The sequence below is a fragment of the Streptomyces sp. NPDC001904 genome (assembly GCF_040297005.1).
Classification (GTDB): domain Bacteria; phylum Actinomycetota; class Actinomycetes; order Streptomycetales; family Streptomycetaceae; genus Streptomyces.
In genome coordinates, this window is sequence record NZ_JBEOYI010000011.1 from 100,633 (window position 1) to 121,994 (window position 21,362).

The following is a 21,362-nucleotide window of genomic DNA, read 5'->3' on the forward strand; positions in this document are numbered from 1 at the left end:
TAGGATCCTGAGCCCAGGCAGACCGCAGGCTGAACGGATTCGCCCTTTCTTCGTGCGCCTGACTCCGAACGGTGACGCCGGGCCGCCTCCGGGCTGCTTCACCGGCCCTTGTCCTGGAGTTTCTGGGCCCGGAGTTCACCGAGATCAGCGCCTCCGGCCGTCGGTGGGACGCGAAGTCGGTCCTCACGGGGACAAGTTCGGGATCCGCGTCGTCTCCGTCACCGGTCGAGGTCAACGAGATGTCCGGGGCCGTTCTCGGCACCGGCATCGTTCACTTGACGTTTTTCGCCGACGTGGGCGGCACGCATGCGCCGAGAACTCCACCAGCCCCAGACCGTGTGGCCGACCAGTGCGACCGCAACGGCAACGGACGCGAACCGGATGGTGGTCCAGGTAGCCAGGACGGCCTGGCTCGGTCCGTGCGACTCCATCTCCAGACGCATGGAGGTCTCGTAGAAGGCCACGAGAGGAATGAGCAGCCGGAAGAACAGGCCGCCGATGCCCTGCACCCGTGCGAAGTTCCCCACGAGCCCGACAGGTGCTCCGAACAGGAAGGCCAGCACTCCCCAGAGGGCGACCCCGGATGATCCCGCACCCGCGGAATCCAGTCCGTCCAGGGAGGCCAGGCTCCCCTTGGTCGAGTAGTAGGTCACGACACCGATAGCCAGTCCCAGGGGAGCGAGAACCACCGATTCGATTTTGGATCGGCGGAAATACCCCACCAGAAACGCGTAACAGGCCCATGGCCACCCGCCGGTGAAAACGGCACCCACGACCGCGCCCGGACTGCCGCCCGCATGTTCGGCGACGGGCCCCAGCAGGCCGAGCACCAGGCCAAGTGCGATCGGCACCGCGAACGACGCAGCCCGCGCAACCCAAAAATTCACTTCTCCCCTTCCGGCCCTAATATGATATCGCTCCGGGCTCGCGCGAGCCCGGAGTAATATCACACCCGAGGGAGGTCAGCCCTCATCTGGGCGAACACAATTACGAGACATTGTCGTAATACGCATAGCAGGTCCATCCCGCACCTTGCGTCGAGTTGGCGTAGGAAGTCTTCCCCGCCGCCGTCGTGCCACTATTGTGGTTGACGTCCTGGACCCTGACCGTCGACCTGTGCTTCACATCCGCGATGTAATTCGAGTAGCACTTCTTTCCAGCCGATACCAGGTCGTATCCATAGCACCACTTGCCATGAGTCACGGTCTTGCAGGTATTCGCCCTCGGCTGTACGCCAGAATCTGCGATTTCCAGCTTCACCACGCCCCACTCGGAGGGGTCACCCAGATCCGCAGGCGGGTTGACGCCGTCACCTCTCTCATGGATGACAGGCTGTCCAGGTATGAGATCGTCTCCGGCCTCAATCACCGAATTACCGGTGAGGGTTCCACCCTGAGGGGCATAGGCGACCGCCGGAGCGGCAAAGCTGGATACCGCGAGCGCAGCACCCGAGATACCGAAAAGAATTGACTTCCCGAACTTGTTCACTTTACCCCTTCTCCGATCCCCGCTATCGAGGGTTCGAATGGATCTTCCAATAGGGCAAAGCTGCGGTCAAGGCTTGGCTGATTTACGACCCCAACTCGGCTTGAAATCGGGCCGGCCGTTGAACCTGCCGAATGAAAGGAAAGCTCCCGACTCGCCGCCTCGAGTTCGTGTCGCCTTCTCGCGACCGCTCTTCGCATGGCTCCGTGCCGGCGCTGTCTCGTAGACGTCGTGGGGCGGGGCGGCAGGACACCGTCCATGGTCGCGGCGTGTCGGCCCCGCAGGGCGAGGCCGGTGGGTGGCGAGGCGTGGTGGCGCCACCCACCGGGGTGTGGTGGCGCCGGGGAGTTCGCAGGTCGGCGGCTTGTCAGGCGCCAGTGACCGACGACAGGTAGGCGTTCGTCTTCTCCGGCTCGTAGAAGAAGTTCTCGAAGTCCGCCGGGTTGTTGAAGCCGTTCGCGAAGCGGTCGGCGACGGGCTGGAGCTGGCCGGCCGCGCCGATCAGGTTGAGGACGTGCTCCGGCGGGGCCTGGAGCATGGTGTTCGTCCACTTGGTGACGTGCTGGGCGGTGTCCCAGTAGCGGTCGAACGTGGACTGCATCCACTCCTCGTCGAACGGCTTGTCGCCGTGCTCGACGATGGAGGCGAGGTACGCGGCCGCGCACTTGGAGGCCGAGTTGGAGCCCTGGCCGGTGATCGGGTCGTTGGCGACGACCACGTCGGCGACGCCGAGGACCGCGCCGCCCGAGGGGAGGCGGCCGATCGGGTTGCGCACGGTCGGGGCGTAGCGGCCGGCGAGCGTGCCGTTGGCGTCGGTCAGCTCGACCTTGGTGGCGCGCGCGTACTCCCAGGGCGTGAACTTCTCCATCAGCTCCAGCGTGAGCGCCAGGTGCTCGGAGGGGTCCTTGACGCCCTTGAACGCGTCCAGCGGGCCGCCGGGGATGCCCTCCCAGAAGAGGATGTCGGCGCGGCCCGACGTGGTGAGCGTCGGCATGACGAACAGCTCGCCGACGCCGGGGACCAGGTTGCAGCGGACCGCTTCGAAGTCCGGGTGCTCGGGGCGCGGGCCCATGCCGTGGACGTAGGCGACGGCGAGCGCGCGCTGCGGCTCGGTGTACGGGGAGCGCTCGGCGTCGCGGCCGAACATCGAGACCAGCTCGCCCTTGCCGGCCGAGACCAGCACCAGGTCGTAGGTGCGGGAGAAGTAGTCCAGGTCGGAGACGGCCGCGCCGTGGATGACGAGCTGACCGCCGCGCTGGGCGAACGTCTCCATCCAGCCGGCCATCTTCACGCGCTGGTCGATCGACTGGGCGTAGCCGTCCAGCTTGCCGACCCAGTCGATGGCGCGCTGGGTGGGGCCCGGGTCGTGCGAGCCGGGGGCGGCGACGGAGACGCCGAGGCCCTCGATCTTCGGGGCCTGGGTCTCCCAGAAGTTGAGCTGGAGATCGCGCTCGTGCTGCAGCGCGGTGTGGAACATGCACTGCGTCGACATGACCCGGCCGGAGCGGATCTCGTCGGCGGTGCGGTTGGACATCAGCGTGACCTCGTAGCCCTGGGTCTGGAGGCCGAGGGCGAGCTGGAGACCGGACTGGCCGGCTCCGACGACGAGTATCTTCCGTGACATGGGGTGCCTCTAACTGGGTTACGGGTAAGGAGTTACGCGGGGGTGGCGTCGAGGGCGTGGCCGACCAGGGAGAGCAGCGTCTCGATCACCGCGATCCGGCGGCGCGCGTCCATGATCAGGACCGGTACGTGCGGGGGCACGGTCAGCGCCTCGCGGACGTCGGCCTCCTCGAACTCCTCTGATCCGTCGAAGTGGTTGACCGCGACGACGTACGGCAGTCCGCAGCTCTCGAAGTAGTCGAGGGCCGGGAAGCAGTCCGAGAGGCGGCGGGTGTCGGCCAGGACCACGGCGCCTATCGCGCCGCGCACCAGGTCGTCCCACATGAACCAGAACCGCTGCTGGCCCGGTGTGCCGAAGAGGTACAGCACCAGGTCGTCGTCGAGCGTGATGCGGCCGAAGTCCATGGCGACCGTGGTGGTCGTCTTGTCCGGCGTCGCCGTCAGATCGTCGGTCCCCTCGCTCGCCTGGGTCATCAGCGCCTCCGTCTGGAGGGGCTGGATCTCCGAGACGGCGGTGACCATCGTCGTCTTGCCGACACCGAAGCCGCCCGCGATCACGATCTTCGTCGCGATGGGGGCCCGGGTTCGGTCCGTCTGCCAAGCCTGCACCTGCTCCTCGTCGTCGAGGAGTTCAGAGACGGCGGAGTCCACTCAGCACCCTTTCGAGCAGCGCGCGGTCCGGCTGTCCCGGGCCGTGACCGGTTCCGTACACACGGATCTTTCCCTGGTCGGCGAGGTCGCTCAGCAGTACGCGGACCACGCCCAGGGGCATCTTGAGGAGCGCGGCGATCTCGGCGACCGTGCGCATGCGGCGGCACAGTTCGACGATGGCGCGCATTTCCGGCATCACTCCCGCGAGCGTGCCCTTGCCCAGTTCGAGCCGCTCGTCGGGGGCCTCCAGCGCGGCCACGAAGGTCTCCACGAGGAGGACGTGACCGAAGCGGGTGCGGCCGCCGGTGAGCGAGTAGGGCCGGACGCGGGCGGGTCTGCGGTCGCCGCCGCGCTTGGGGAGTTTGTTCGGGGTCGAGCTCGTACTGCCGGGGGTCATCGGGTGCTCTCCATCGACTGGCGCAGCTCGCTGCGGAGTTCGGGCGTCAGGACGTGCCCGGCACGTCCGACGAAGAGCGCCATGTGGTACGCGATGACGCTCATGTCGCAGTCCGGGGTGGCGTGCACGCCCAGCAGCGAACCGTCGCTGATGGACATCACGAAGAGGCTGCCCTCCTCCATGGCGACCATGGTCTGCTTGACGCCTCCGCCGTCCATCAGCTTGGCGGCGCCGATGGTGAGGCTGCCGACGCCGGAGACGATCGTGGCCAGGTCGGCGCTGGAGCCCTTGGGGCCGCCGCTGTGCTCGCTGGGGGTCTCGGTGTTCCTTCCCGGGTCGGAGGAGAGCAGGAGCAGCCCGTCGGACGAGACGACCGCGACGGAGAGCAGCCCTGGCACCTCCTCGACCAGGTTCGTCAGCAGCCAGTGCAGATTGCGTGCTTCGCTACTCAGTGCAGAGTTGTTGAGTGCAGGGGTGGGCGCAGTCAACTGCTTGCCTCCTCGGCTGTGTCCCCCTTGGCTTCTCCAATACGTGCTGTGGTGTTCCCGGTGGCACCCGTGTCATCGGCGTCAGCGGTGTCACCGATCTCGGCCGCCACGTCGCGCCGCCCCTCCTGGGCGCCCCGGTGGAAACCGCCCAGCCTGCGGCGCAGCGCGTCCGCGTCGACGGAGCCGGTGCGCGGCTTCGGAGCGGCGGCGGGGGCGGCGATCTTCGGGGTGCGCTTGGGCAGGCCCTTGTCCGTGAGGCGCTCGCGGCTCTCGGTGCGCTGCGCGGGGACCTCTTCGCTCCGGGCGCTCGCGTCGGGCGTGCGCTCGTGGGCGTCGGGCTCCGGCTCGCGCGCGGGCAGCGTGCGGGGGCGGACGGGCAGGCCGGGGCCCGCGGCGGGCGGTGCGGGGCGCTCGGCCGGCGGCTCCGCTTCCGGCTCGGGCTCCGGCGTCGGCTCCTCGTCGGCCGGCGGGACCGGCGCGATGAGCTCCATCGTGGTCTCGGCGGCGCTCTCGGCCGGGGGCCCGGGGACGACCGGGTCGGTGTCGGTCTCGGTCTCCGCCACCCGCACCGCCTCCTCGGCGGCCTCGATCAGCGGGTCGGCGCCGGTGTCGGTGTCGGGCTCGGCGAGCGAACGGCCGGACAGGACATTGGAGTTGGCCTCCGCCTCGGAGCCGGGCAGATGCACGGCGGGCGCGCCGCCGGGCACCAGGGCGGGCGGCGGCACCGACGCGGTGGGGGCGGCGGCGAGCAGGGTGGTGGGCAGGACGGCGACGGCGGCGATGCCGCCCTGCTTCTGGTCCCGCAGCCGGACCCGTACGCCGTGCCGCGCCGCGAGCCGCGCGACGACGTACAGGCCGAGCCCGAGTCCGTCGGTGTCCTCCGGGTCGTGGCCCTGCTCGGGGGTGAAGGCGGCGAGCCGGGCGTTCAGCTCGCGCATCCGGTCCTCGGCCATGCCGATGCCCTCGTCCTGGACGGAGAGCATCACCTCGCCGTTCTCCAGGAGCCAGCCGGAGACCTCGACCGAGGCGTCCGGCGGCGAGAACGAGGTCGCGTTCTCCAGGAGTTCGGCGAGCAGGTGGCTGAGGTCGTCGGCGGCGAACCCGGCGATGTGCGCGTGCGGCGGCAGCGCGGCGATGCGCACGCGCTCGTACCGCTCGATCTCGGAGACGGCGGCGCGGGCGACGTCGACGAGCGGCACGCTGCCCGCGTGGCTCTGACCGTGGTCGGCACCGGCCAGGACCAGCAGGTTCTCGCTGTGGCGGCGCATGACCGTGGCGAAGTGGTCCAGCTTGAAGAGCGTGCCGAGCCGCTCGGGGTCCTGCTCGCGCTCCTCCAGGCCCTCGATGACGCCGAGCTGGCGCTCCACGAGGCCGAGGGTGCGCAGGGCGAGGTTGACGAACGTGCCGTGTATGGCGCCCCGGGCGCGCTCCACCTGGACGGCGGCGTCGGCCAGTTCGGCGCGCAGCCGGTCCCGGTCGTCGGCCATCCGCTGGCGCTCGCCGATCAGGTGCCTGCGGTCGGACTCCAGGGTGGTGAGCCGCTCGTGGAGGGCGACGGCGTGGGCGTGCAGCGCGTTGACCGAGCGGACGACCTGGGCGAACTCGTCGTTGCGCCCGGTGAACTTCACGGGCTCCTCGGTCGCGGGCGACTCGGCCACCCGGGCGGAGCCGATGCGCAGTGCGGCGAGCGGCCGGGTCAGCGAGCGGGCCGTGCCCATGCCGACGCCGACGGCCGCGAGCAGCAGGACGCCGACGAGCGCTATCCGGATCTCCAGGGCGGTCACGTCGTCGTCGCGGAGCTGCTCCAGGCGCTTGAGCCGCTGGTCGCCGAGGGCGGACTCAGCGCCGCGCATCAGGTCGACGCGCGAGGTCAGCGCGGCGTCGACGCTCTTCTCGCTGTAGCCGAGTTCGGTGTCGGACAGCGTCGGGGCGTCGGTCAGCTGCTCCAGGTACTTCTCGGCGCGGGCGGCGTCCGGGCCGGTGACCGTCGAGTCGTACGCGTCCACGGTGGCGCCCGGCGCGGACTCGCGGAAGGCGTCGAGGGCGGCCTGCTCGCCGACCCGCGCCTGCATCGCGGCGGCGGTGAGGGCGTCGCGCTGCTTGCTGTCGGAGGCGGAGGACGACTGGCTGGTGACGGTCTTCGGCAGCCCGGTGACGGGGTCGATGACCGTGGTGGTGGTCGAGGTGCTCGGCACGGAGTACGCGGCGAGCAGCAGCCCGCGCGCGGCCGACGCCTGGTCGACGGCGCGGTCCAGGTCGGCGAGGGCCCGGGCGCCGTGGCCGGCCCGCACCGGGATGCTCTCGGCCAGCTCCTCGGCCTGCCGGTGCAGTTCGGTGATGGCGTCGGAGTACGACGTGTGTGCCTGGAGCGCGGTGTCCTTGCCGGTGAGGGCGGCACGGCGGACGGCCGCGACGTCGCCGAGGGCGGCCTTCAGGGAGCCGGGGGCGTCGGTGCGCAGCTCCTCGACCTGGCGGTCGACGCGGGCGCTGCGGCCCTCGCTCAGGCCCTTGCCCTTGGGGCGTCCGGCGGCGATGTAGGCGGTGACCTCGTCCCGCTCGTCGGCCAGCGCGTGCGACAGGGCGAGGGCCTGCTGGGTGCGGGCGGCGTCGTCGACGAGTTCCTGGGTCTGCCCCACCTGGGAGGAGGCGGCGAGCACCGCGGGGGCGCCCGCTCCGGCGACGGCCGCGGCGACGACGGCGACCGCGATGATCAGCCGGTTGCGCACGCGCTTGCGCTTGCCCGTGGGGGCCGGAGGAGGCGTGGGAGCCGGCGCGGACGCCTTGGGCGGGGCACTGGGGGTCGCGGAGGCCGCAGAGACTTCGGAGGCTGCGGAGCCTTCAGATGACTGCGTCCCCTGAGGCGACGGGCTGCTTCCGGACACCCCCGCGCCGTCCGGCTGCGCCAGCCCCTGGGACCCGTTACCGCCGGAGGTGTTCCGCACTGATGCTCGCATTCCTGACTCGTCCTACCCGTGGGTCCGGATGACGATTCGTCACCACATGGGCCCTTCTGGCATGGCTCCCGACCATTCCAGCGCCGGTGGGCAGGGGGCGCACATCACCTCGCCCGCCACCCGAAGGAGTGAACCCCGAACGGAAGTTGGCGGGCAAGTTCCCACGGCACAGTCACCACCTTTTCACAGCGCGCCGGTTGGACGTCCTTCACGGGCTTTGGCAAGATGCCCCGCCGGTGATCGACGGAGTTGATCATTCCTCCCCAAACCCGACGGCTGACCTGCTATGACGGGCCGAGCGGCCGATGTCCGCCGCGTCTGTGAAGAGCTCGTGCAGACTGGCCCGATGCGCATCGAACTGACCAGCGAGCCCGGTGACGTCGCCCGCCCGAACGAGGACTACACATCAGTAGCGCTTCCGGCCTCCGGGCAGGGCGGATCCCTCGTCGTCCTGGACGGTGTCACTCCCCCGCCGGCCGACGACGGCTGTCTGCATTCCGTCCCCTGGTTCACCGCCCGGCTCGGTGGCGCCCTGCTCGAACTGTCCGGTTCGCGGCGGGATATGACTTTGCGTGACATTCTCGCGGCTGCCGTGGCCAGGACCGCCGACGCGCACCGGGCGACCTGTGACCTTTCTCACCCGCGCACTCCTCAGGCAACCGTCGTGCTGGCCCGCTGGGACGCGGAGCGGGTCGAGCATCTGGTGCTGTCGGACTCGGTGTTGCTCGCCGAGGCGCCCACGGGGGCGGTCACGGCACTGCTCGACGACCGTCTGGACCGGGTGCCGCGCGCCTCTCTCGTCTCCGCCGAGGTGGCCGACGCGACCGTCCGGAACAAGGAGGGCGGCTTCTTCACGGCGGCGGCCGATCCGGCGGTGGCGGCCCGGGCGGTGACCGGCACCCTCGCACGGTCCGAGGTCAGGGCGCTGGCCGCGCTGACCGACGGCGTCACCCGCTGGGTGGAGAAGTTCCGCGAGGGCGACTGGGGTGACCTGTTCGCCCTCGTCCGCAAGGAGGGGGCGGAGGCGATGGTGGCGCGGGTCCGGGCCCTGGAGCTCGCGGACGCCCAGGCCCGCACGCATCTGGGCCGCGCCAAGACCCACGACGACGCGACGCTCGCGTACGTGGAGCTGTAGGCATCCAGGGTTCGTACTCGGCCGCAGGTGCGCGGTGGCTGGCCGCGGTGCTACTCGTGCTCGGCCCCGGCGTTCAACTGGTGGAGCAGCCGGGCCAGTTCGGCGACCTCCCGGCGATCCCACCCTGCGAGCTGACGGACGTAACGAGCCCGGCGGGCATCCCGCACCTGGCGGAAGTTCTCGCGGCCGAGGTCGGTCAGGGAGACGAGCCAGGCGCGGCCGTCGGCCGGATCGGGCTCGCGGGAGACGAAGCCGAGGTCCTCCAGGGCGCGGAGCTGACGGCTCATGGTCGCCTTCCCGACCCCGATGTACCCGGCGAGTTCGGTGGCCCGCTGCGCCCCGGACTCCTCCAGGCGCACCAGAAGCCCGTACGCGGCCGGTTCCAGATCGGGGTGCACCTCGCGGGCCATCTCCCCGGACGAGGCCCGGGCGCGGCGCAGGAAGACGGTCAACTCCCTCTCCAGGGACAGAAATTCGTGGTCCACACCACTCGGCGCGATATCGGAATTCGCGGTACGTTCCGCACTCCGTCGCCTGTCGTTCCCGCCTTCGTGCACGTCAGCGCCCATGGCCACAGTTTCCCCGGGTTTCGAGATTCTGAAAGTTTTCGCCAACCGCCGCCATTGCCGCAGCTCCGCCAGTATTTCGCAGGAGTAGACCAACGGCAGCACCCGGACCCCCTTCCCCCGCCCGGGTCTACATGCGTAGCGTCATGCATGGCATGTTCACACCACCATCCCCACGGCAGCATGCCAACAGGTCACCGGCACGTCCCAGCACAGGTCCCAGATCAGCGATCACTGATCCCCCACGAGGCCTTCGGAGGCACACCCATGCCCGTGCACAGACCCGGAACGACCCGCCGCACCCGCTTCGGCGTGGCCGGGACGCTCCTCGCAGCGCTCTCCCTGCTTTTCACCCTGCCGAGTGCGGCACAGGCCGCCGACACCCCCACCCGCGGTGAGGCCCGCATGGGCATCGGCGTCGCAGCGCACGACGGCGACACCGGCTCCGCCCCGTCCGGCAGCGCCACCCAGACGGAGGGGGTCGACGTCTCCGGTCACCAGGGCAACGTCGCCTGGTCCACGCTCTGGGGCAGCGGGGTGAAGTGGGCCTACACCAAGGCCACCGAGGGCACGTACTACACCAACCCGTACTTCGCCCAGCAGTACAACGGCGCGTACAACGTCGGCATGATCCGCGGCTCGTACCACTTCGCGACGCCGGACACGACGAGCGGCGCCACCCAGGCCAACTACTTCGTGGACCACGGGGGCGGCTGGTCCAAGGACGGCCGGACGCTGCCGGGCGTGCTCGACATCGAGTGGAACCCCTACGGCGCGTCCTGCTACGGCCTGTCGCAGAGCGCGATGGTGAGCTGGATCGCGAGCTTCCTGAACCAGTACAAGGCCCGTACCGGCCGGGACGCCGTCATCTACACGGCGACGAGCTGGTGGACCGAGTGCACCGGCAACTACGCGGGCTTCGCGGCCAACAACCCGCTGTGGATCGCGCGCTACGCCTCCTCCGTGGGCACGCTGCCCGCCGGCTGGGGCTTCTACACGATGTGGCAGTACACGTCGTCGGGCCCGACGGTCGGCGACCACGACAAGTTCAACGGCGCGCTCGACCGCGTGCAGGCGCTCGCCAACGGCTGAGCCCGCACCCGCGACGGCAGGCCGAAGGCCCGGATCCCTCACGGGGTCCGGGCCCTCGTCGTCCGGCGGCGTCCGTCACGCCGCCACCGGAACCTCCACCCCGGCCGGGGCCAGGGCCAGTTCGAGGACCTGGCGGACGTCCGTCACCGGGTGGACGTCCAGCTTCTCCAGGACCTCGGCCGGGACGTCGTCCAGGTCGGCCTCGTTGCGCTTCGGGATGATGACGGTCGTGACGCCCGCCCGGTGCGCGGCGAGGAGCTTCTGCTTGACGCCGCCGATCGGCAGCACCCGGCCGGTCAGCGACACCTCACCGGTCATCGCCACGTCCGTACGGACGAGACGCCCGCTGAGCAGCGACGCCAGCGCCGTCGTCATCGTGACGCCCGCGCTCGGGCCGTCCTTGGGGACCGCGCCCGCCGGGAAGTGGATGTGCACGCCGCGCTCCTTCAGATCGGCGACGGGCAGCTCCAGTTCGGCGCCGTGCGAGCGCAGGAAGGAGAGCGCGATCTGCGCCGACTCCTTCATCACGTCGCCGAGCTGACCGGTGAGGGTCAGCCCCGCCGCGCCGGTCTCCGGGTCGGCCAGCGAGGCCTCCACGAAGAGCACGTCGCCGCCCGCGCCGGTCACCGCGAGTCCGGTCGCGACACCCGGCACCGCCGTGCGCCGCTCGGCCGGGTCCTGCGCCGACTCGGGCACGTGGTGCGGCCGCCCGATCAGCGCCCGCAGATCGCCCTCGCCGACGGTGAACGGCAGCTCGCGGTCGCCGAGTTCGTGCTGGGCCGCGACCTTGCGGAGCACGCGGGTGACGGCCCGCTCCAGGTTGCGCACGCCGGCCTCGCGCGTGTACTCGCCGGCCAGCCTGCGCAGCGCGTCCTCGCCGATGGCGACCTCGCCCTCCGCGAGGCCGGCCCGCTCCAGCTGGCGCGGGAGCAGGTGGTCGCGGGCGATGACGACCTTCTCGTCCTCGGTGTACCCGTCGAGCCGGACCAGCTCCATGCGGTCGAGCAGCGCCTCCGGGATCGCTTCGAGCACGTTCGCCGTCGCGAGGAACACGACGTCGGACAGATCGAGTTCGACCTCCAGGTAGTGGTCGCGGAAGGTGTGGTTCTGCGCCGGGTCGAGGACTTCGAGCAGGGCCGCGGCCGGGTCGCCGCGGAAGTCGGAGCCGACCTTGTCGATCTCGTCGAGGAGGACCACCGGGTTCATCGACCCGGCCTCCTTGACCGCGCGGACGATGCGGCCGGGCAGCGCGCCGACGTACGTACGCCGGTGGCCGCGGATCTCCGCCTCGTCGCGGACGCCGCCGAGCGCGACCCGGACGAACTTACGGCCCATGGCGTGCGCGACGGACTCGCCGAGCGAGGTCTTGCCGACGCCGGGCGGGCCGACCAGCGCGAGCACCGCGCCGCCGCGCCGTCCGCCGACGACGCCGAGACCGCGGTCGGTGCGGCGCTTGCGCACGGCCAGGTACTCGGTGATCCGCTCCTTCACGTCGTCCAGGCCGAAGTGCTCGGCGTCCAGGACGTCCCGGGCGCCCTTGATGTCGTAGGCGTCCTCCGTCCGCTCGTTCCACGGCAGTTCGAGGACGGTGTCGAGCCAGGTGCGGATCCAGGAGCCCTCGGGCGACTGGTCGCTGGAGCGCTCCAGCTTGTCGACCTCCTTGAGGGCGGCCTCGCGGACCTTCTCGGGCAGGTCGGCGGCCTCGACCCGGGCGCGGTAGTCGTCGGACTCCTCGCCGTCCTGGTCACCGTTCAGGTCGCGCAGCTCCTTGCGCACGGCGTCGAGCTGGCGGCGCAGCAGGAACTCCCGCTGCTGCTTGTCGACGCCCTCCTGGACGTCCTTGGCGATGGTCTCGGCGACGTCCTGCTCGGCGAGGTGCTCGCGCAGCTGGGCCGTCGCGAGCCGCAGGCGCTCCACCGGGTCGGCGGTCTCAAGGAGTTCGACCTTCTGCGCGGTGGTCAGGAAGGGCGAGTACCCGGAGTTGTCCGCGAGGGCGGACACGCCCTCGATCTGCTGGACGCGGTCCACGACCTGCCAGGCGCCGCGCTTCTTCAGCCAGTCGGTGGCGAGGGCCTTGTACTCCTTGGCCAGCTCGGTCACCGCGCCGGGCAGCGGGTCGGGGACGGTCTCCTCGACGGTCAGGCCCTCCACCCAGAGGGCGGCGCCGGGGCCGGTCGTGCCCGCGCCGATGCGTACCCGGTCGCGGCCCTTGACGAGGGCGCCGGGGTCGCCGTCGGCCAGGCGTCCCACCTGCTCCACGGTGCCGAGCACGCCGATGTTCGCGTACGCGCCGTCGATCCGCGGCACGAGCAGCACCCGGGGCTTTCCGGGCTCGCCGCGCGCGGCGGCCTGCGCGGCCTCCACCGCGGCGCGTACGTCGGTGTCGTTCAGGTCCAGCGGCACCACCATGCCGGGCAGAACCACCTCGTCGTCGAGGGGCAGCACGGGCAGGGTGAGCGGTGCGGACGTCGAAGCCATGATCTCCCCTTTGGCAGTCAAGTTGAGCTATGTGGACTCAATGCACGGGAGGCTTCGGATGTTCCCAGCTCTGCGTTCGCTCTGAGCGATCACGTCTGCCCGGGGCGAGCATGCGGCGCGTAAGGTTCACTTACCGCTATCAACCATTACCCCGGGGGTACGCATGACCGGCGATCGCCACGTACGCGACTGGGTCGACGGCTGGGTCGTCTCCCGCGGGGCCGCGCCCCCTCTGGTCGAACCATGGGGCTACACGATTTATGTCGGCCTGGCGGAACACGTCGGACGGCACGTGCTCGGCGCCACCGGCGACGACGTGCGGGAGGACGACGTCCGCAAGGTCACCGGGTCGGTCACCGGGCGCGGCACCCACCTGAAGGTGTTCGCCGACCGTGAGCGGGTGCTGCCCTGGCTCGGCGCGGGGTGGGAGCCGTACGGCGCGGACGACTTCCTGATGACGGTCGGGCTGACCCCGGCGGCGGCGCCCTCGGCCCCGGCCGGATACCGGGTGCGCGCCTGGGCCCGCGGTGGTGTCACCCGGGTGCTGGTGACCGACGCCGAGGGGGCGTTCGCCGCGCGGGGGCAGGTCGCCGTGGTCGGCGCCGGTGCCGCCGTCGATCAGATCGAGACCTCGCCGGACCATCGCCGGAAGGGGCTCGGCAGCGCCGTGATGCGGACGCTGCACGCCGCCGCGTACGACCGGGGGGCGGTGCGGGGGGTTCTGGCCTGTACTCCCGCCGGGCGGCTGCTGTACGAGTCGCTCGGGTGGGAGGTCGTGGCGCCGCTCACCAATGCGAAGTTCGTGGGCGACACCGTGGGCTGAGGTCTCGGGGCTCCGCCCCGGACCCCGCTCCTCAATCGCCGGAGGGGCTTGTCGTGGCGGAGGGGCTGATTCTGCGCGTGCGCCAGCGGCGGACCAGGGGCCAGGTCGCGACGCCGATGGCCAGAGCCAGCAGATGGCCCCAGCTGGTCATCGGGTCGGTGAAGGCGATCAGGTCCTGGAGCAGCGTCGCAGCGAAGACGGCGAGCGTCAGCCAGCGCAGCCACGGGGTGAGCAGGCCGGCGAGGGCGCCGATGCTCGCCGCGACGCCGAAGCTGATGCCGTAGTCGAGGCGGTGCAGCGAGCTGTCGGGCAGATGGCCCGCCGCCACCGACAGGCCCACCGGCACCTCGGTGGCCAGGGTCGCCAGGACGTGGCCCAGCAGGAAGACGGCCGCCGTGCGCAGGCCCCCTATCCGCCGCTCCAACGCGGTCAGCACGACGACGAAGGCGATCACGAAGGGGGACGCGAGGCCACCCGCGATCCACAGCGCGCTCGCCACCAGGACGAGTACCGGGGACTGAGCCAGATGGGTGACATCGGTGCTCGATGCACGCAGCGCGGCGGACACCGCGTCCGGCGGCGCGAACTCCATGTACAGCGAGGTGACGACGAGCACGGCCGCGTAGCCGAAGGTGAACGGTGTGCCGGTGGGAGTGGGCAGCAGCAGCCACGGCCGCGGACGGCGCGGGCCGGTGCGGCGCACCGTCTCCAGGGCCGGGGGCCCGGGCTGTGCGGGGATGCCGTCGAGCGGACGGCCGCCGGCGGCCGTCGCCCCACCGGCACCGGTGATCACGCCTCCTGGTTCCACGAGGGCACCCCTTTCGCGCGCATCCGACCCAGACTTCGTCCCTGCCGGCCGTCCTGTCTATGACGGACGCCACGTGAGACGCGATGCACAGCAACCTCACAGGCCCCGGCCGCGTCCGCAACCGAACCCCCGACGCGCCAAACCCCTATCCGCCAAGATGGTCCGCATGAGCGTCGCGCACCCGGAAGAGGCCCCTGTCGTCCTGGACCGCCGCGAGGGTCCCCACGGCGAGGTGGTGCTGCGCCGGCACGGCGATCTGCTCCAGATCATCGCCAACGGCACCTTCCTCATGGACACCTCCGACGGCCGCTCCGAGCGGCTGCTCGTCGACGCGGCCCTCGGCGAACTGGACCCCGGCCGCGAGCGGCCCGCCGTGCTGATCGGCGGCCTCGGCGTCGGCTTCTCCCTGGCGCACGCCGCCGCGAACCCGCGCTGGGGCCGGATCACCGTCGTCGAGCGCGAGCCGGCCGTCATCGACTGGCACGTGCGCGGCCCGCTCGCACGGCTGTCGGCCGAGGCACTCGCGGACCCCCGGACCGAGATCGTCGAGGCCGACCTCGTCGACCACCTGAGCACCGGCCCCGCCGCCTACGACGCCCTCTGCCTCGACATCGACAACGGCCCGGACTGGACCGTCACCGAGGACAACGGCGGCCTCTACTCCCCGGCCGGTCTCGCCGCCTGCGCCGCCCGCCTCCACCCCGGCGGTGCGCTCGCCGTCTGGTCCGCACAGCCGTCCGCAAATTTCGAAGGAACCTTGCGGAATGCCGGATTCCGACGGGTCCGCACCGAAGAGATCCCGGTTGTCCGAGGCGTACCCGACGTGGTGCACCTCGCAGTACGGGGCGCGTAGCCGACCGGCGGTAACTCCCCGTACGCTGAGGCCCGAAACCCGATCATTCAAGCGTCAAGCGCGCCACGAAGGCGTGCATTCAGGGGCGGGGCGATGGAGCAGACACACACCTCCCACAACGGCAGCACGGCGACGACGGGGGCTCAACGACGAGTCCTCGTCGTCGAGGACGACCCCACGATCGTGGACGCCATCGCCGCCCGGCTGCGCGCGGAGGGATTCCTGGTGCAAACCGCCCAGGACGGTCCGGCCGCCGTGGACACGGCCGAGGCCTGGCAGCCCGACCTGCTGATCCTCGACATCATGCTGCCGGGCTTCGACGGCCTGGAAGTGTGCCGCCGGGTGCAGGCCCAGCGGCCGGTGCCGGTGCTGATGCTGACCGCGCGCGACGACGAGACCGACATGCTCGTCGGGCTCGGCGTGGGCGCCGACGACTACATGACCAAGCCGTTCTCGATGCGGGAGCTGGCGGCCCGGGTGCACGTCCTGCTGCGCCGGGTGGAGCGCGCGGCCGTCGCCGCCTCGACGCCGCGCAGCGGCATCCTCCGGCTCGGCGAGCTGGAGATCGACCACGCGCAGCGCCGGGTCCGGGTCCGGAACGAGGACGTGCACCTCACGCCCACCGAGTTCGACCTCCTGGTGTGCCTGGCGAACACCCCGCGGGCCGTCCTCTCGCGCGAGCAGCTGCTCGCCGAGGTCTGGGACTGGGCGGACGCCTCGGGCACCCGGACCGTCGACAGCCACATCAAGGCCCTGCGGCGGAAGATCGGTGCCGAGCGCATCCGCACCGTGCACGGCGTCGGCTACGCGCTGGAGACGCCGACCCCATGAGCGTCGGGGACCGGGCACAGCACAGCCGGCCGGACCGGCCCAAGGCGCTCAAGCCACCGCTGAACCCGTACTGGGCGACCGGCGGGCTGCGCCCCTTCTCCATCAAGGCGAAGCTCGGCACCCTCGTCGTCATCTCGGTCTTCATCACCACGGGCCTGCTCATGGTCGCGATGTACACGGCGACCGAGCTGCGCTTCATCACGGTGTTCTCGATCATCGCCACCCTGCTGATCACGCAGTTCGTCGCGCACTCGCTGACCGCACCGCTCGACGAGATGAACACCGTGGCCCGCTCGATCTCCAACGGCGACTACACGCGGCGCGTGCGCGGCGCGGACCGCCGCGACGAGCTGGGCGACCTCGCCGTCACCATCAACCGCATGGCCGACGAGCTGGCCGCCCAGGACCACCAGCGCAAGGAGCTCGTGGCGAACGTCTCGCACGAGCTGCGCACCCCCATCGCGGGCCTGCGCGCCGTTCTCGAGAACGTGGTGGACGGCGTGATGTCCGCCGACCCCGAGACCATGCGCACGGCGCTGAAACAGACGGAGCGGCTGGGCCGGCTCGTCGAGACGCTGCTCGACCTGTCCCGGCTGGACAACGGCGTCGTCCCGCTCAAGACGCGCCGCTTCGAGGTCTGGCCCTACCTGTCGGGCGTGCTCAAGGAGGCCAACATGGCCGTCTCGCAGCGCGCCGGCATCGCCTCCGGGTCCGGTACCCATACGCGGACGGACGTCCATCTCCACCTCGACGTGTCGCCGCCGGAGCTGACCGCGCACGCCGACCCCGAGCGCATCCACCAGGTAGTGGCGAATCTCATCGACAACGCCGTCAAGCACTCCCCGCCGCACGGCCGGGTCACGGTGCGGGCCCGGCGCGGCCTGTACCCGGAGTCGCTGGAGATCGAGGTGCAGGACGAGGGTCCCGGCATCCCGAAGTCCGAGTGGCACCGGGTCTTCGAGCGGTTCAACCGCGGCACCAAGGACCACGGGTCGAGCGGCAAGGGCGACGGCGGCACCGGCCTCGGCCTGGCCATCGCACGCTGGGCGGTGGACCTGCACGGCGGCCGGATCGGGGTGGCCGAATCCGAGCGGGGCTGCCGGATCAAGGTCACTCTTCCGGGAGAGCCCCGACCGCAAAGTTGACGTAGGGTTTCGGTCAGGCGGTGGTCAAGCCACGCCCTGGCGTACCCGGATGTGCCGGGCGCGCGATCCGCGCATGCGGAACCCCGGTTGTTTCCCGCCATTTCCCGGCCCGAAACACGACTTCCAGTGTGACTTACGCGACGGATCACCGGCCCGGTCTGCACGTCCCGCCGATGGAGGCGTAGCCTTTATTCCCGCTGTCCATCACCTTGTGAGAAGCGGAAGAGGGCGGTTCACGCCGTGTCGCCACAGTCCCCCAGTAACTCGACCACCGAGACCGACCAAGCCGGGCAGGGCAGAAACCCTGCGGCTGCCTTCGGTCCCAATGAGTGGCTCGTCGACGAGATCTATCAGCAGTACCTCCAGGACCCGAATTCGGTTGACCGAGCCTGGTGGGACTTCTTCGCCGACTACAAGCCCGGTGCCGCAGCCGCGGGGGCTGCGCCGACTGAGCCTGCAGCGCAGCCGGCCCAGAAGCCTCCGGCCCCGGCCGCCGCTCCGGCGCCCGCCGCCCAGGCCCCCGCCGCGCCCGCCGCGAAGCCCGCAGCCGCAGCTCCCGCACAGACTGCCGCCGCGCCCGCCGCGCCTGCGAAGGCCGCCCCCGCAACACCCGCACCTGCACCCGCACCGAAGAAGGCTGAACAAGTGACGACCGAGGCCCCTGCCGGCCCCGAGCTCGTGACGCTGCGCGGTCCCGCCGCCGCCGTCGCGAAGAACATGAACGCTTCCATCGAGGTCCCCACGGCCACGTCCGTGCGCGCCGTCCCGGTGAAGCTGCTGTTCGACAACCGCATCGTCATCAACAACCACCTCAAGCGCGCCCGCGGCGGGAAGATCTCCTTCACGCACCTCATCGGGTACGCGATGGTGCAGGCCATCAAGGCCATGCCGTCGATGAACTACTCCTTCGCCCAGAAGGACGGCAAGCCGACGCTGGTCAAGCCGGAGCACATCAACTTCGGCCTCGCGATCGACCTCGTGAAGCCCAACGGCGACCGCCAGCTGGTCGTCGCGGGCATCAAGAAGGCCGAGACGCTGAACTTCTTCGAGTTCTGGCAGGCCTACGAGGACATCGTCCGCCGCGCCCGTGACGGCAAGCTCGGCATGGACGACTTCACCGGTGTCACGGTCTCCCTGACCAACCCCGGCGGCCTCGGCACCGTGCACTCGGTCCCGCGTCTGATGCCCGGACAGTCGGTCATCATGGGCGTCGGCTCGATGGACTACCCGGCGGAGTTCCAGGGCACCTCCCAGGACACCCTGAACAAGCTCGGCATCTCGAAGGTCATGACGCTCACGTCGACCTACGACCACCGGGTCATCCAGGGCGCCGCCTCCGGCGAGTTCCTGCGCATCGTCGCGAACCTCCTCCTCGGGGAGAACGAGTTCTACGACGACATCTTCAAGGCCCTGCGCATCCCCTACGAGCCGGTCCGCTGGCTCAAGGACATCGACGCCAGCCACGACGACGACGTCACGAAGGCCGCCCGCGTCTTCGAGCTGATCCACTCCTACCGGGTCCGCGGCCACGTCATGGCCGACACCGACCCGCTGGAGTACCGCCAGCGCAAGCACCCCGACCTCGACATCAACGAGCACGGGCTGACGCTGTGGGACCTGGAGCGCGAGTTCGCCGTCGGCGGCTTCGCCGGCAAGTCGATGATGAAGCTCCGCGACATCCTCGGCGTGCTCCGTGACTCGTACGTCCGCACGGTCGGCATCGAGTTCATGCACATCCAGGACCCGAAGCAGCGCAAGTGGATCCAGGACCGCGTCGAGCGCCCGCACTCCAAGCCGGAGCGCGAGGAGCAGCTGCGGATCCTGCGCCGCCTGAACTCGGCCGAGGCGTTCGAGACGTTCCTGCAGACGAAGTTCGTCGGCCAGAAGCGCTTCTCCCTGGAGGGCGGCGAGTCCGTCGTCCCGCTGCTCGACGCGGTCATCGACTCCGCCGCCGAGGCCCGCCTCGACGAGGTCGTCATCGGCATGGCCCACCGCGGCCGCCTGAACGTCCTGGCGAACATCGTCGGCAAGTCGTACGCGCAGATCTTCCGCGAGTTCGAGGGCAACCTCGACCCGAAGTCGATGCACGGCTCCGGCGACGTGAAGTACCACCTGGGCGCCGAGGGCACCTTCACCGGCCTGGACGGCGAGCAGATCAAGGTCTCGCTGGCCGCCAACCCGTCCCACCTGGAGACGGTCGACCCGGTCATCGAGGGCATCGTCCGCGCCAAGCAGGACATCATCAACAAGGGCGGCACGGACTTCACGGTCCTGCCGGTCGCCCTGCACGGTGACGCGGCCTTCGCGGGCCAGGGCGTCGTGGCCGAGACGCTGAACATGTCGCAGCTGCGCGGCTACCGCACGGGCGGCACGGTCCACATCGTCATCAACAACCAGGTCGGCTTCACCGCCGCCCCGGAGTCGTCGCGCTCCTCCATGTACGCCACCGACGTGGCCCGCATGATCGAGGCGCCGATCTTCCACGTGAACGGCGACGACCCCGAGGCCGTCGTCCGCGTCGCGCGTCTCGCGTTCGAGTTCCGTCAGGCGTTCAACAAGGACGTCGTGATCGACCTCATCTGCTACCGCCGCCGCGGTCACAACGAGTCGGACAACCCGGCGTTCACGCAGCCGCTGATGTACGACCTGATCGACAAGAAGCGCTCGGTGCGCAAGCTCTACACCGAGTCCCTCATCGGTCGCGGCGACATCACCCTCGAAGAGGCGGAGCAGGCGCTCCAGGACTTCCAGGGCCAGCTGGAGAAGGTCTTCACCGAGGTCCGCGAGGCCGTCGCGAGCGCGGGCGAGGACGTCTCCCCGCAGCCGCAGGCCGAGTTCCCGGTGCCGGTGCAGACCGCGATCTCCCAGGAGGTCGTCAAGCGCATCGCCGAGTCCCAGGTCAACATCCCGGACAACATCACGGTCCACCCGCGTCTGCTGCCGCAGCTGCAGCGCCGCGCGTCGATGATCGAGGACGGGACGATCGACTGGGGCATGGGCGAGACCCTCGCCCTCGGCTCCCTCCTCCTGGAGGGCACCCCGGTCCGCCTGTCCGGCCAGGACTCGCGCCGCGGCACCTTCGGCCAGCGCCACGCGGTGCTGATCGACCGGGAGACCGGCGAGGACTACACCCCGCTGCTCTACCTGTCGCCCGAGCAGGCCCGCTACAACGTCTACGACTCGCTGCTCTCCGAGTACGCGGTCATGGGCTTCGAGTACGGCTACTCGCTGGCGCGTCCCGAGTCCCTGGTGATGTGGGAAGCCCAGTTCGGTGACTTCGTCAACGGCGCGCAGACGGTCGTCGACGAGTACATCTCGGCCGCCGAGCAGAAGTGGGGCCAGACGTCCGGCGTCACCCTGCTCCTGCCGCACGGCTACGAGGGCCAGGGCCCGGACCACTCCTCGGCCCGCGTCGAGCGCTTCCTCCAGCTCTGCGCGCAGAACAACATGACGGTCGCGATGCCCACGCTCCCGTCGAACTACTTCCACCTCCTGCGGTGGCAGGTGCACAACCCGCACCACAAGCCGCTGGTGGTCTTCACCCCGAAGTCGATGCTGCGCCTCAAGGCCGCCGCGTCGAAGGTGGAGGAGTTCACGTCGGGCGGCTTCCGTCCGGTCATCGGCGACGAGACGGTGGACGCGAACGCGGTCCGCAAGGTCGTCTTCGTGGCGGGCAAGCTGTACTACGACCTGGAGGCCGAGCGGAAGAAGAGCGGGAACACCGACACCGCGATCATCCGCGTCGAGCGCCTGTACCCGCTGCCGGGTGCCGAACTCCAGGCGGAGATCAGCAAGTTCCCGAACGCCGAGAAGTACATCTGGGCGCAGGAGGAGCCGGCGAACCAGGGTGCGTGGCCGTTCATCGCGCTCAACCTGATCGACCACCTGGACCTGGCGGTCGGCGCCGACATCCCGCACGGCGAGCGCCTGCGCCGCATCTCGCGGCCGCACTCCTCGTCGCCGGCGGTCGGCTCGGCCAAGCGCCACCAGGCCGAGCAGGAGCAGCTGGTGCGTGAGGTGTTCGAGGCGTAGG

The 21,362-nt window shown here is 70.6% G+C and carries 17 protein-coding genes; 7 read left to right on the forward strand and 10 right to left on the reverse strand.

Annotated features, from left to right (window positions below; genetic code table 11):
* Window positions 1-218: 218 nt before the first annotated feature.
* From ABT127_RS19825 to ABT127_RS19855, 7 genes are all read right to left on the reverse strand, one after another.
* Window positions 219-851 (reverse strand): hypothetical protein, encoded by a 633-nt coding sequence (locus tag ABT127_RS19825; RefSeq protein ID WP_351451466.1) that lies wholly within the window; start codon window positions 849-851, stop codon window positions 219-221.
* Between the two features lie 136 nt (window positions 852-987).
* Window positions 988-1,488 (reverse strand): lactococcin 972 family bacteriocin, encoded by a 501-nt coding sequence (locus tag ABT127_RS19830; RefSeq protein WP_351451468.1) that lies wholly within the window; start codon window positions 1,486-1,488, stop codon window positions 988-990.
* A gap of 364 nt (window positions 1,489-1,852) precedes the next feature.
* A complete protein-coding gene (locus tag ABT127_RS19835) occupies window positions 1,853-3,109 on the reverse strand; it encodes a styrene monooxygenase/indole monooxygenase family protein (protein ID WP_351451471.1) in 1,257 nt (418 codons plus the stop codon).
* A 32-nt stretch (window positions 3,110-3,141) separates the two neighbouring features.
* A complete protein-coding gene (locus ABT127_RS19840) occupies window positions 3,142-3,759 on the reverse strand; it encodes a GTP-binding protein (RefSeq protein ID WP_351451474.1) in 618 nt (205 codons plus the stop codon).
* The gene (locus ABT127_RS19845) at window positions 3,740-4,156 is read right to left on the reverse strand and encodes a DUF742 domain-containing protein (RefSeq protein ID WP_111666305.1); all 417 of its coding nucleotides are present in this window, start codon (window positions 4,154-4,156) and stop codon (window positions 3,740-3,742) included. The genes ABT127_RS19840 and ABT127_RS19845 overlap by 20 nt, the downstream gene beginning before the upstream one ends.
* Window positions 4,153-4,644, reverse strand: coding sequence for a roadblock/LC7 domain-containing protein (locus ABT127_RS19850; RefSeq protein ID WP_351451476.1), 492 nt, complete (start codon window positions 4,642-4,644; stop codon window positions 4,153-4,155). The genes ABT127_RS19845 and ABT127_RS19850 overlap by 4 nt, the downstream gene beginning before the upstream one ends.
* Window positions 4,641-7,370 carry a sensor histidine kinase gene (locus ABT127_RS19855; RefSeq protein ID WP_351451478.1) on the reverse strand — a complete coding sequence of 910 codons (2,730 nt, stop codon included), beginning with the start codon at window positions 7,368-7,370 and terminating at the stop codon, window positions 4,641-4,643. The genes ABT127_RS19850 and ABT127_RS19855 overlap by 4 nt, the downstream gene beginning before the upstream one ends.
* 574 nt (window positions 7,371-7,944) lie before the next feature.
* Between ABT127_RS19855 and ABT127_RS19860 the strand changes: the two genes are divergently transcribed.
* Complete coding sequence (locus tag ABT127_RS19860) at window positions 7,945-8,733, forward strand: hypothetical protein (protein ID WP_351451481.1); 789 nt, start codon at window positions 7,945-7,947, stop codon at window positions 8,731-8,733.
* A 50-nt stretch (window positions 8,734-8,783) separates the two neighbouring features.
* Here the strand turns inward: ABT127_RS19860 and ABT127_RS19865 are convergent, their stop codons facing one another.
* The gene (locus ABT127_RS19865; protein ID WP_502971745.1) at window positions 8,784-9,290 is read right to left on the reverse strand and encodes a MarR family winged helix-turn-helix transcriptional regulator; all 507 of its coding nucleotides are present in this window, start codon (window positions 9,288-9,290) and stop codon (window positions 8,784-8,786) included.
* 276 nt (window positions 9,291-9,566) lie between these two features.
* Here ABT127_RS19865 and ABT127_RS19870 point away from each other — a divergent pair, with 276 nt between their 5' ends.
* Window positions 9,567-10,391: a lysozyme gene (locus ABT127_RS19870; RefSeq protein ID WP_351451485.1), complete on the forward strand. Its 825-nt coding sequence runs from the start codon at window positions 9,567-9,569 to the stop codon at window positions 10,389-10,391.
* Window positions 10,392-10,466: 75 nt separating this feature from the next.
* On the opposite strand, the gene lon is transcribed toward ABT127_RS19870, so the two are convergent.
* Window positions 10,467-12,869: an endopeptidase La gene (gene lon / locus ABT127_RS19875; protein ID WP_351451488.1), complete on the reverse strand. Its 2,403-nt coding sequence runs from the start codon at window positions 12,867-12,869 to the stop codon at window positions 10,467-10,469.
* Window positions 12,870-13,032: 163 nt separating this feature from the next.
* Between lon and ABT127_RS19880 the strand changes: the two genes are divergently transcribed.
* A complete protein-coding gene (locus ABT127_RS19880) occupies window positions 13,033-13,692 on the forward strand; it encodes a GNAT family N-acetyltransferase (protein ID WP_351451491.1) in 660 nt (219 codons plus the stop codon).
* 31 nt (window positions 13,693-13,723) lie between these two features.
* Here ABT127_RS19880 and ABT127_RS19885 read toward each other — a convergent pair whose 3' ends face one another.
* On the reverse strand, window positions 13,724-14,500 hold the full coding sequence (locus ABT127_RS19885) for a rhomboid-like protein (RefSeq protein ID WP_351451494.1): 777 nt from the start codon (window positions 14,498-14,500) through the stop codon (window positions 13,724-13,726).
* A gap of 166 nt (window positions 14,501-14,666) precedes the next feature.
* Between ABT127_RS19885 and ABT127_RS19890 the strand changes: the two genes are divergently transcribed.
* The 4 genes from ABT127_RS19890 (at window position 14,667) to ABT127_RS19905 (ending at window position 21,361) form a co-directional block, all read left to right on the forward strand.
* Window positions 14,667-15,353: a spermidine synthase family protein gene (locus tag ABT127_RS19890; protein ID WP_351451497.1), complete on the forward strand. Its 687-nt coding sequence runs from the start codon at window positions 14,667-14,669 to the stop codon at window positions 15,351-15,353.
* A 93-nt stretch (window positions 15,354-15,446) separates the two neighbouring features.
* Complete coding sequence (locus ABT127_RS19895) at window positions 15,447-16,184, forward strand: response regulator transcription factor (RefSeq protein WP_351451499.1); 738 nt, start codon at window positions 15,447-15,449, stop codon at window positions 16,182-16,184.
* Window positions 16,181-17,329 (forward strand): HAMP domain-containing sensor histidine kinase, encoded by a 1,149-nt coding sequence (locus ABT127_RS19900; RefSeq protein WP_351451502.1) that lies wholly within the window; start codon window positions 16,181-16,183, stop codon window positions 17,327-17,329. The genes ABT127_RS19895 and ABT127_RS19900 overlap by 4 nt, the downstream gene beginning before the upstream one ends.
* 240 nt (window positions 17,330-17,569) lie before the next feature.
* The gene (locus tag ABT127_RS19905) at window positions 17,570-21,361 is read left to right on the forward strand and encodes a multifunctional oxoglutarate decarboxylase/oxoglutarate dehydrogenase thiamine pyrophosphate-binding subunit/dihydrolipoyllysine-residue succinyltransferase subunit (RefSeq protein WP_351451505.1); all 3,792 of its coding nucleotides are present in this window, start codon (window positions 17,570-17,572) and stop codon (window positions 21,359-21,361) included.
* Window position 21,362 lies beyond the last annotated feature (1 nt).

What these genes read in the sequence shown, in the direction of transcription:
- ABT127_RS19900 (WP_351451502.1), top strand. Translation starts at nt 16,181, where the DNA reads ATGAGCGTCGGGGACCGGGCACAGCACAGCCGGCCGGACCGGCCCAAG.
- ABT127_RS19845 (WP_111666305.1), bottom strand. Translation starts at nt 4,156, where the DNA reads ATGACCCCCGGCAGTACGAGCTCGACCCCGAACAAACTCCCCAAGCGC.
- ABT127_RS19895 (WP_351451499.1), top strand. Translation starts at nt 15,447, where the DNA reads ATGGAGCAGACACACACCTCCCACAACGGCAGCACGGCGACGACGGGG.
- ABT127_RS19860 (WP_351451481.1), top strand. Translation starts at nt 7,945, where the DNA reads ATGCGCATCGAACTGACCAGCGAGCCCGGTGACGTCGCCCGCCCGAAC.
- ABT127_RS19880 (WP_351451491.1), top strand. Translation starts at nt 13,033, where the DNA reads ATGACCGGCGATCGCCACGTACGCGACTGGGTCGACGGCTGGGTCGTC.
- ABT127_RS19835 (WP_351451471.1), bottom strand. Translation starts at nt 3,109, where the DNA reads ATGTCACGGAAGATACTCGTCGTCGGAGCCGGCCAGTCCGGTCTCCAG.
- ABT127_RS19870 (WP_351451485.1), top strand. Translation starts at nt 9,567, where the DNA reads ATGCCCGTGCACAGACCCGGAACGACCCGCCGCACCCGCTTCGGCGTG.
- lon (WP_351451488.1), bottom strand. Translation starts at nt 12,869, where the DNA reads ATGGCTTCGACGTCCGCACCGCTCACCCTGCCCGTGCTGCCCCTCGAC.
- ABT127_RS19890 (WP_351451497.1), top strand. Translation starts at nt 14,667, where the DNA reads ATGAGCGTCGCGCACCCGGAAGAGGCCCCTGTCGTCCTGGACCGCCGC.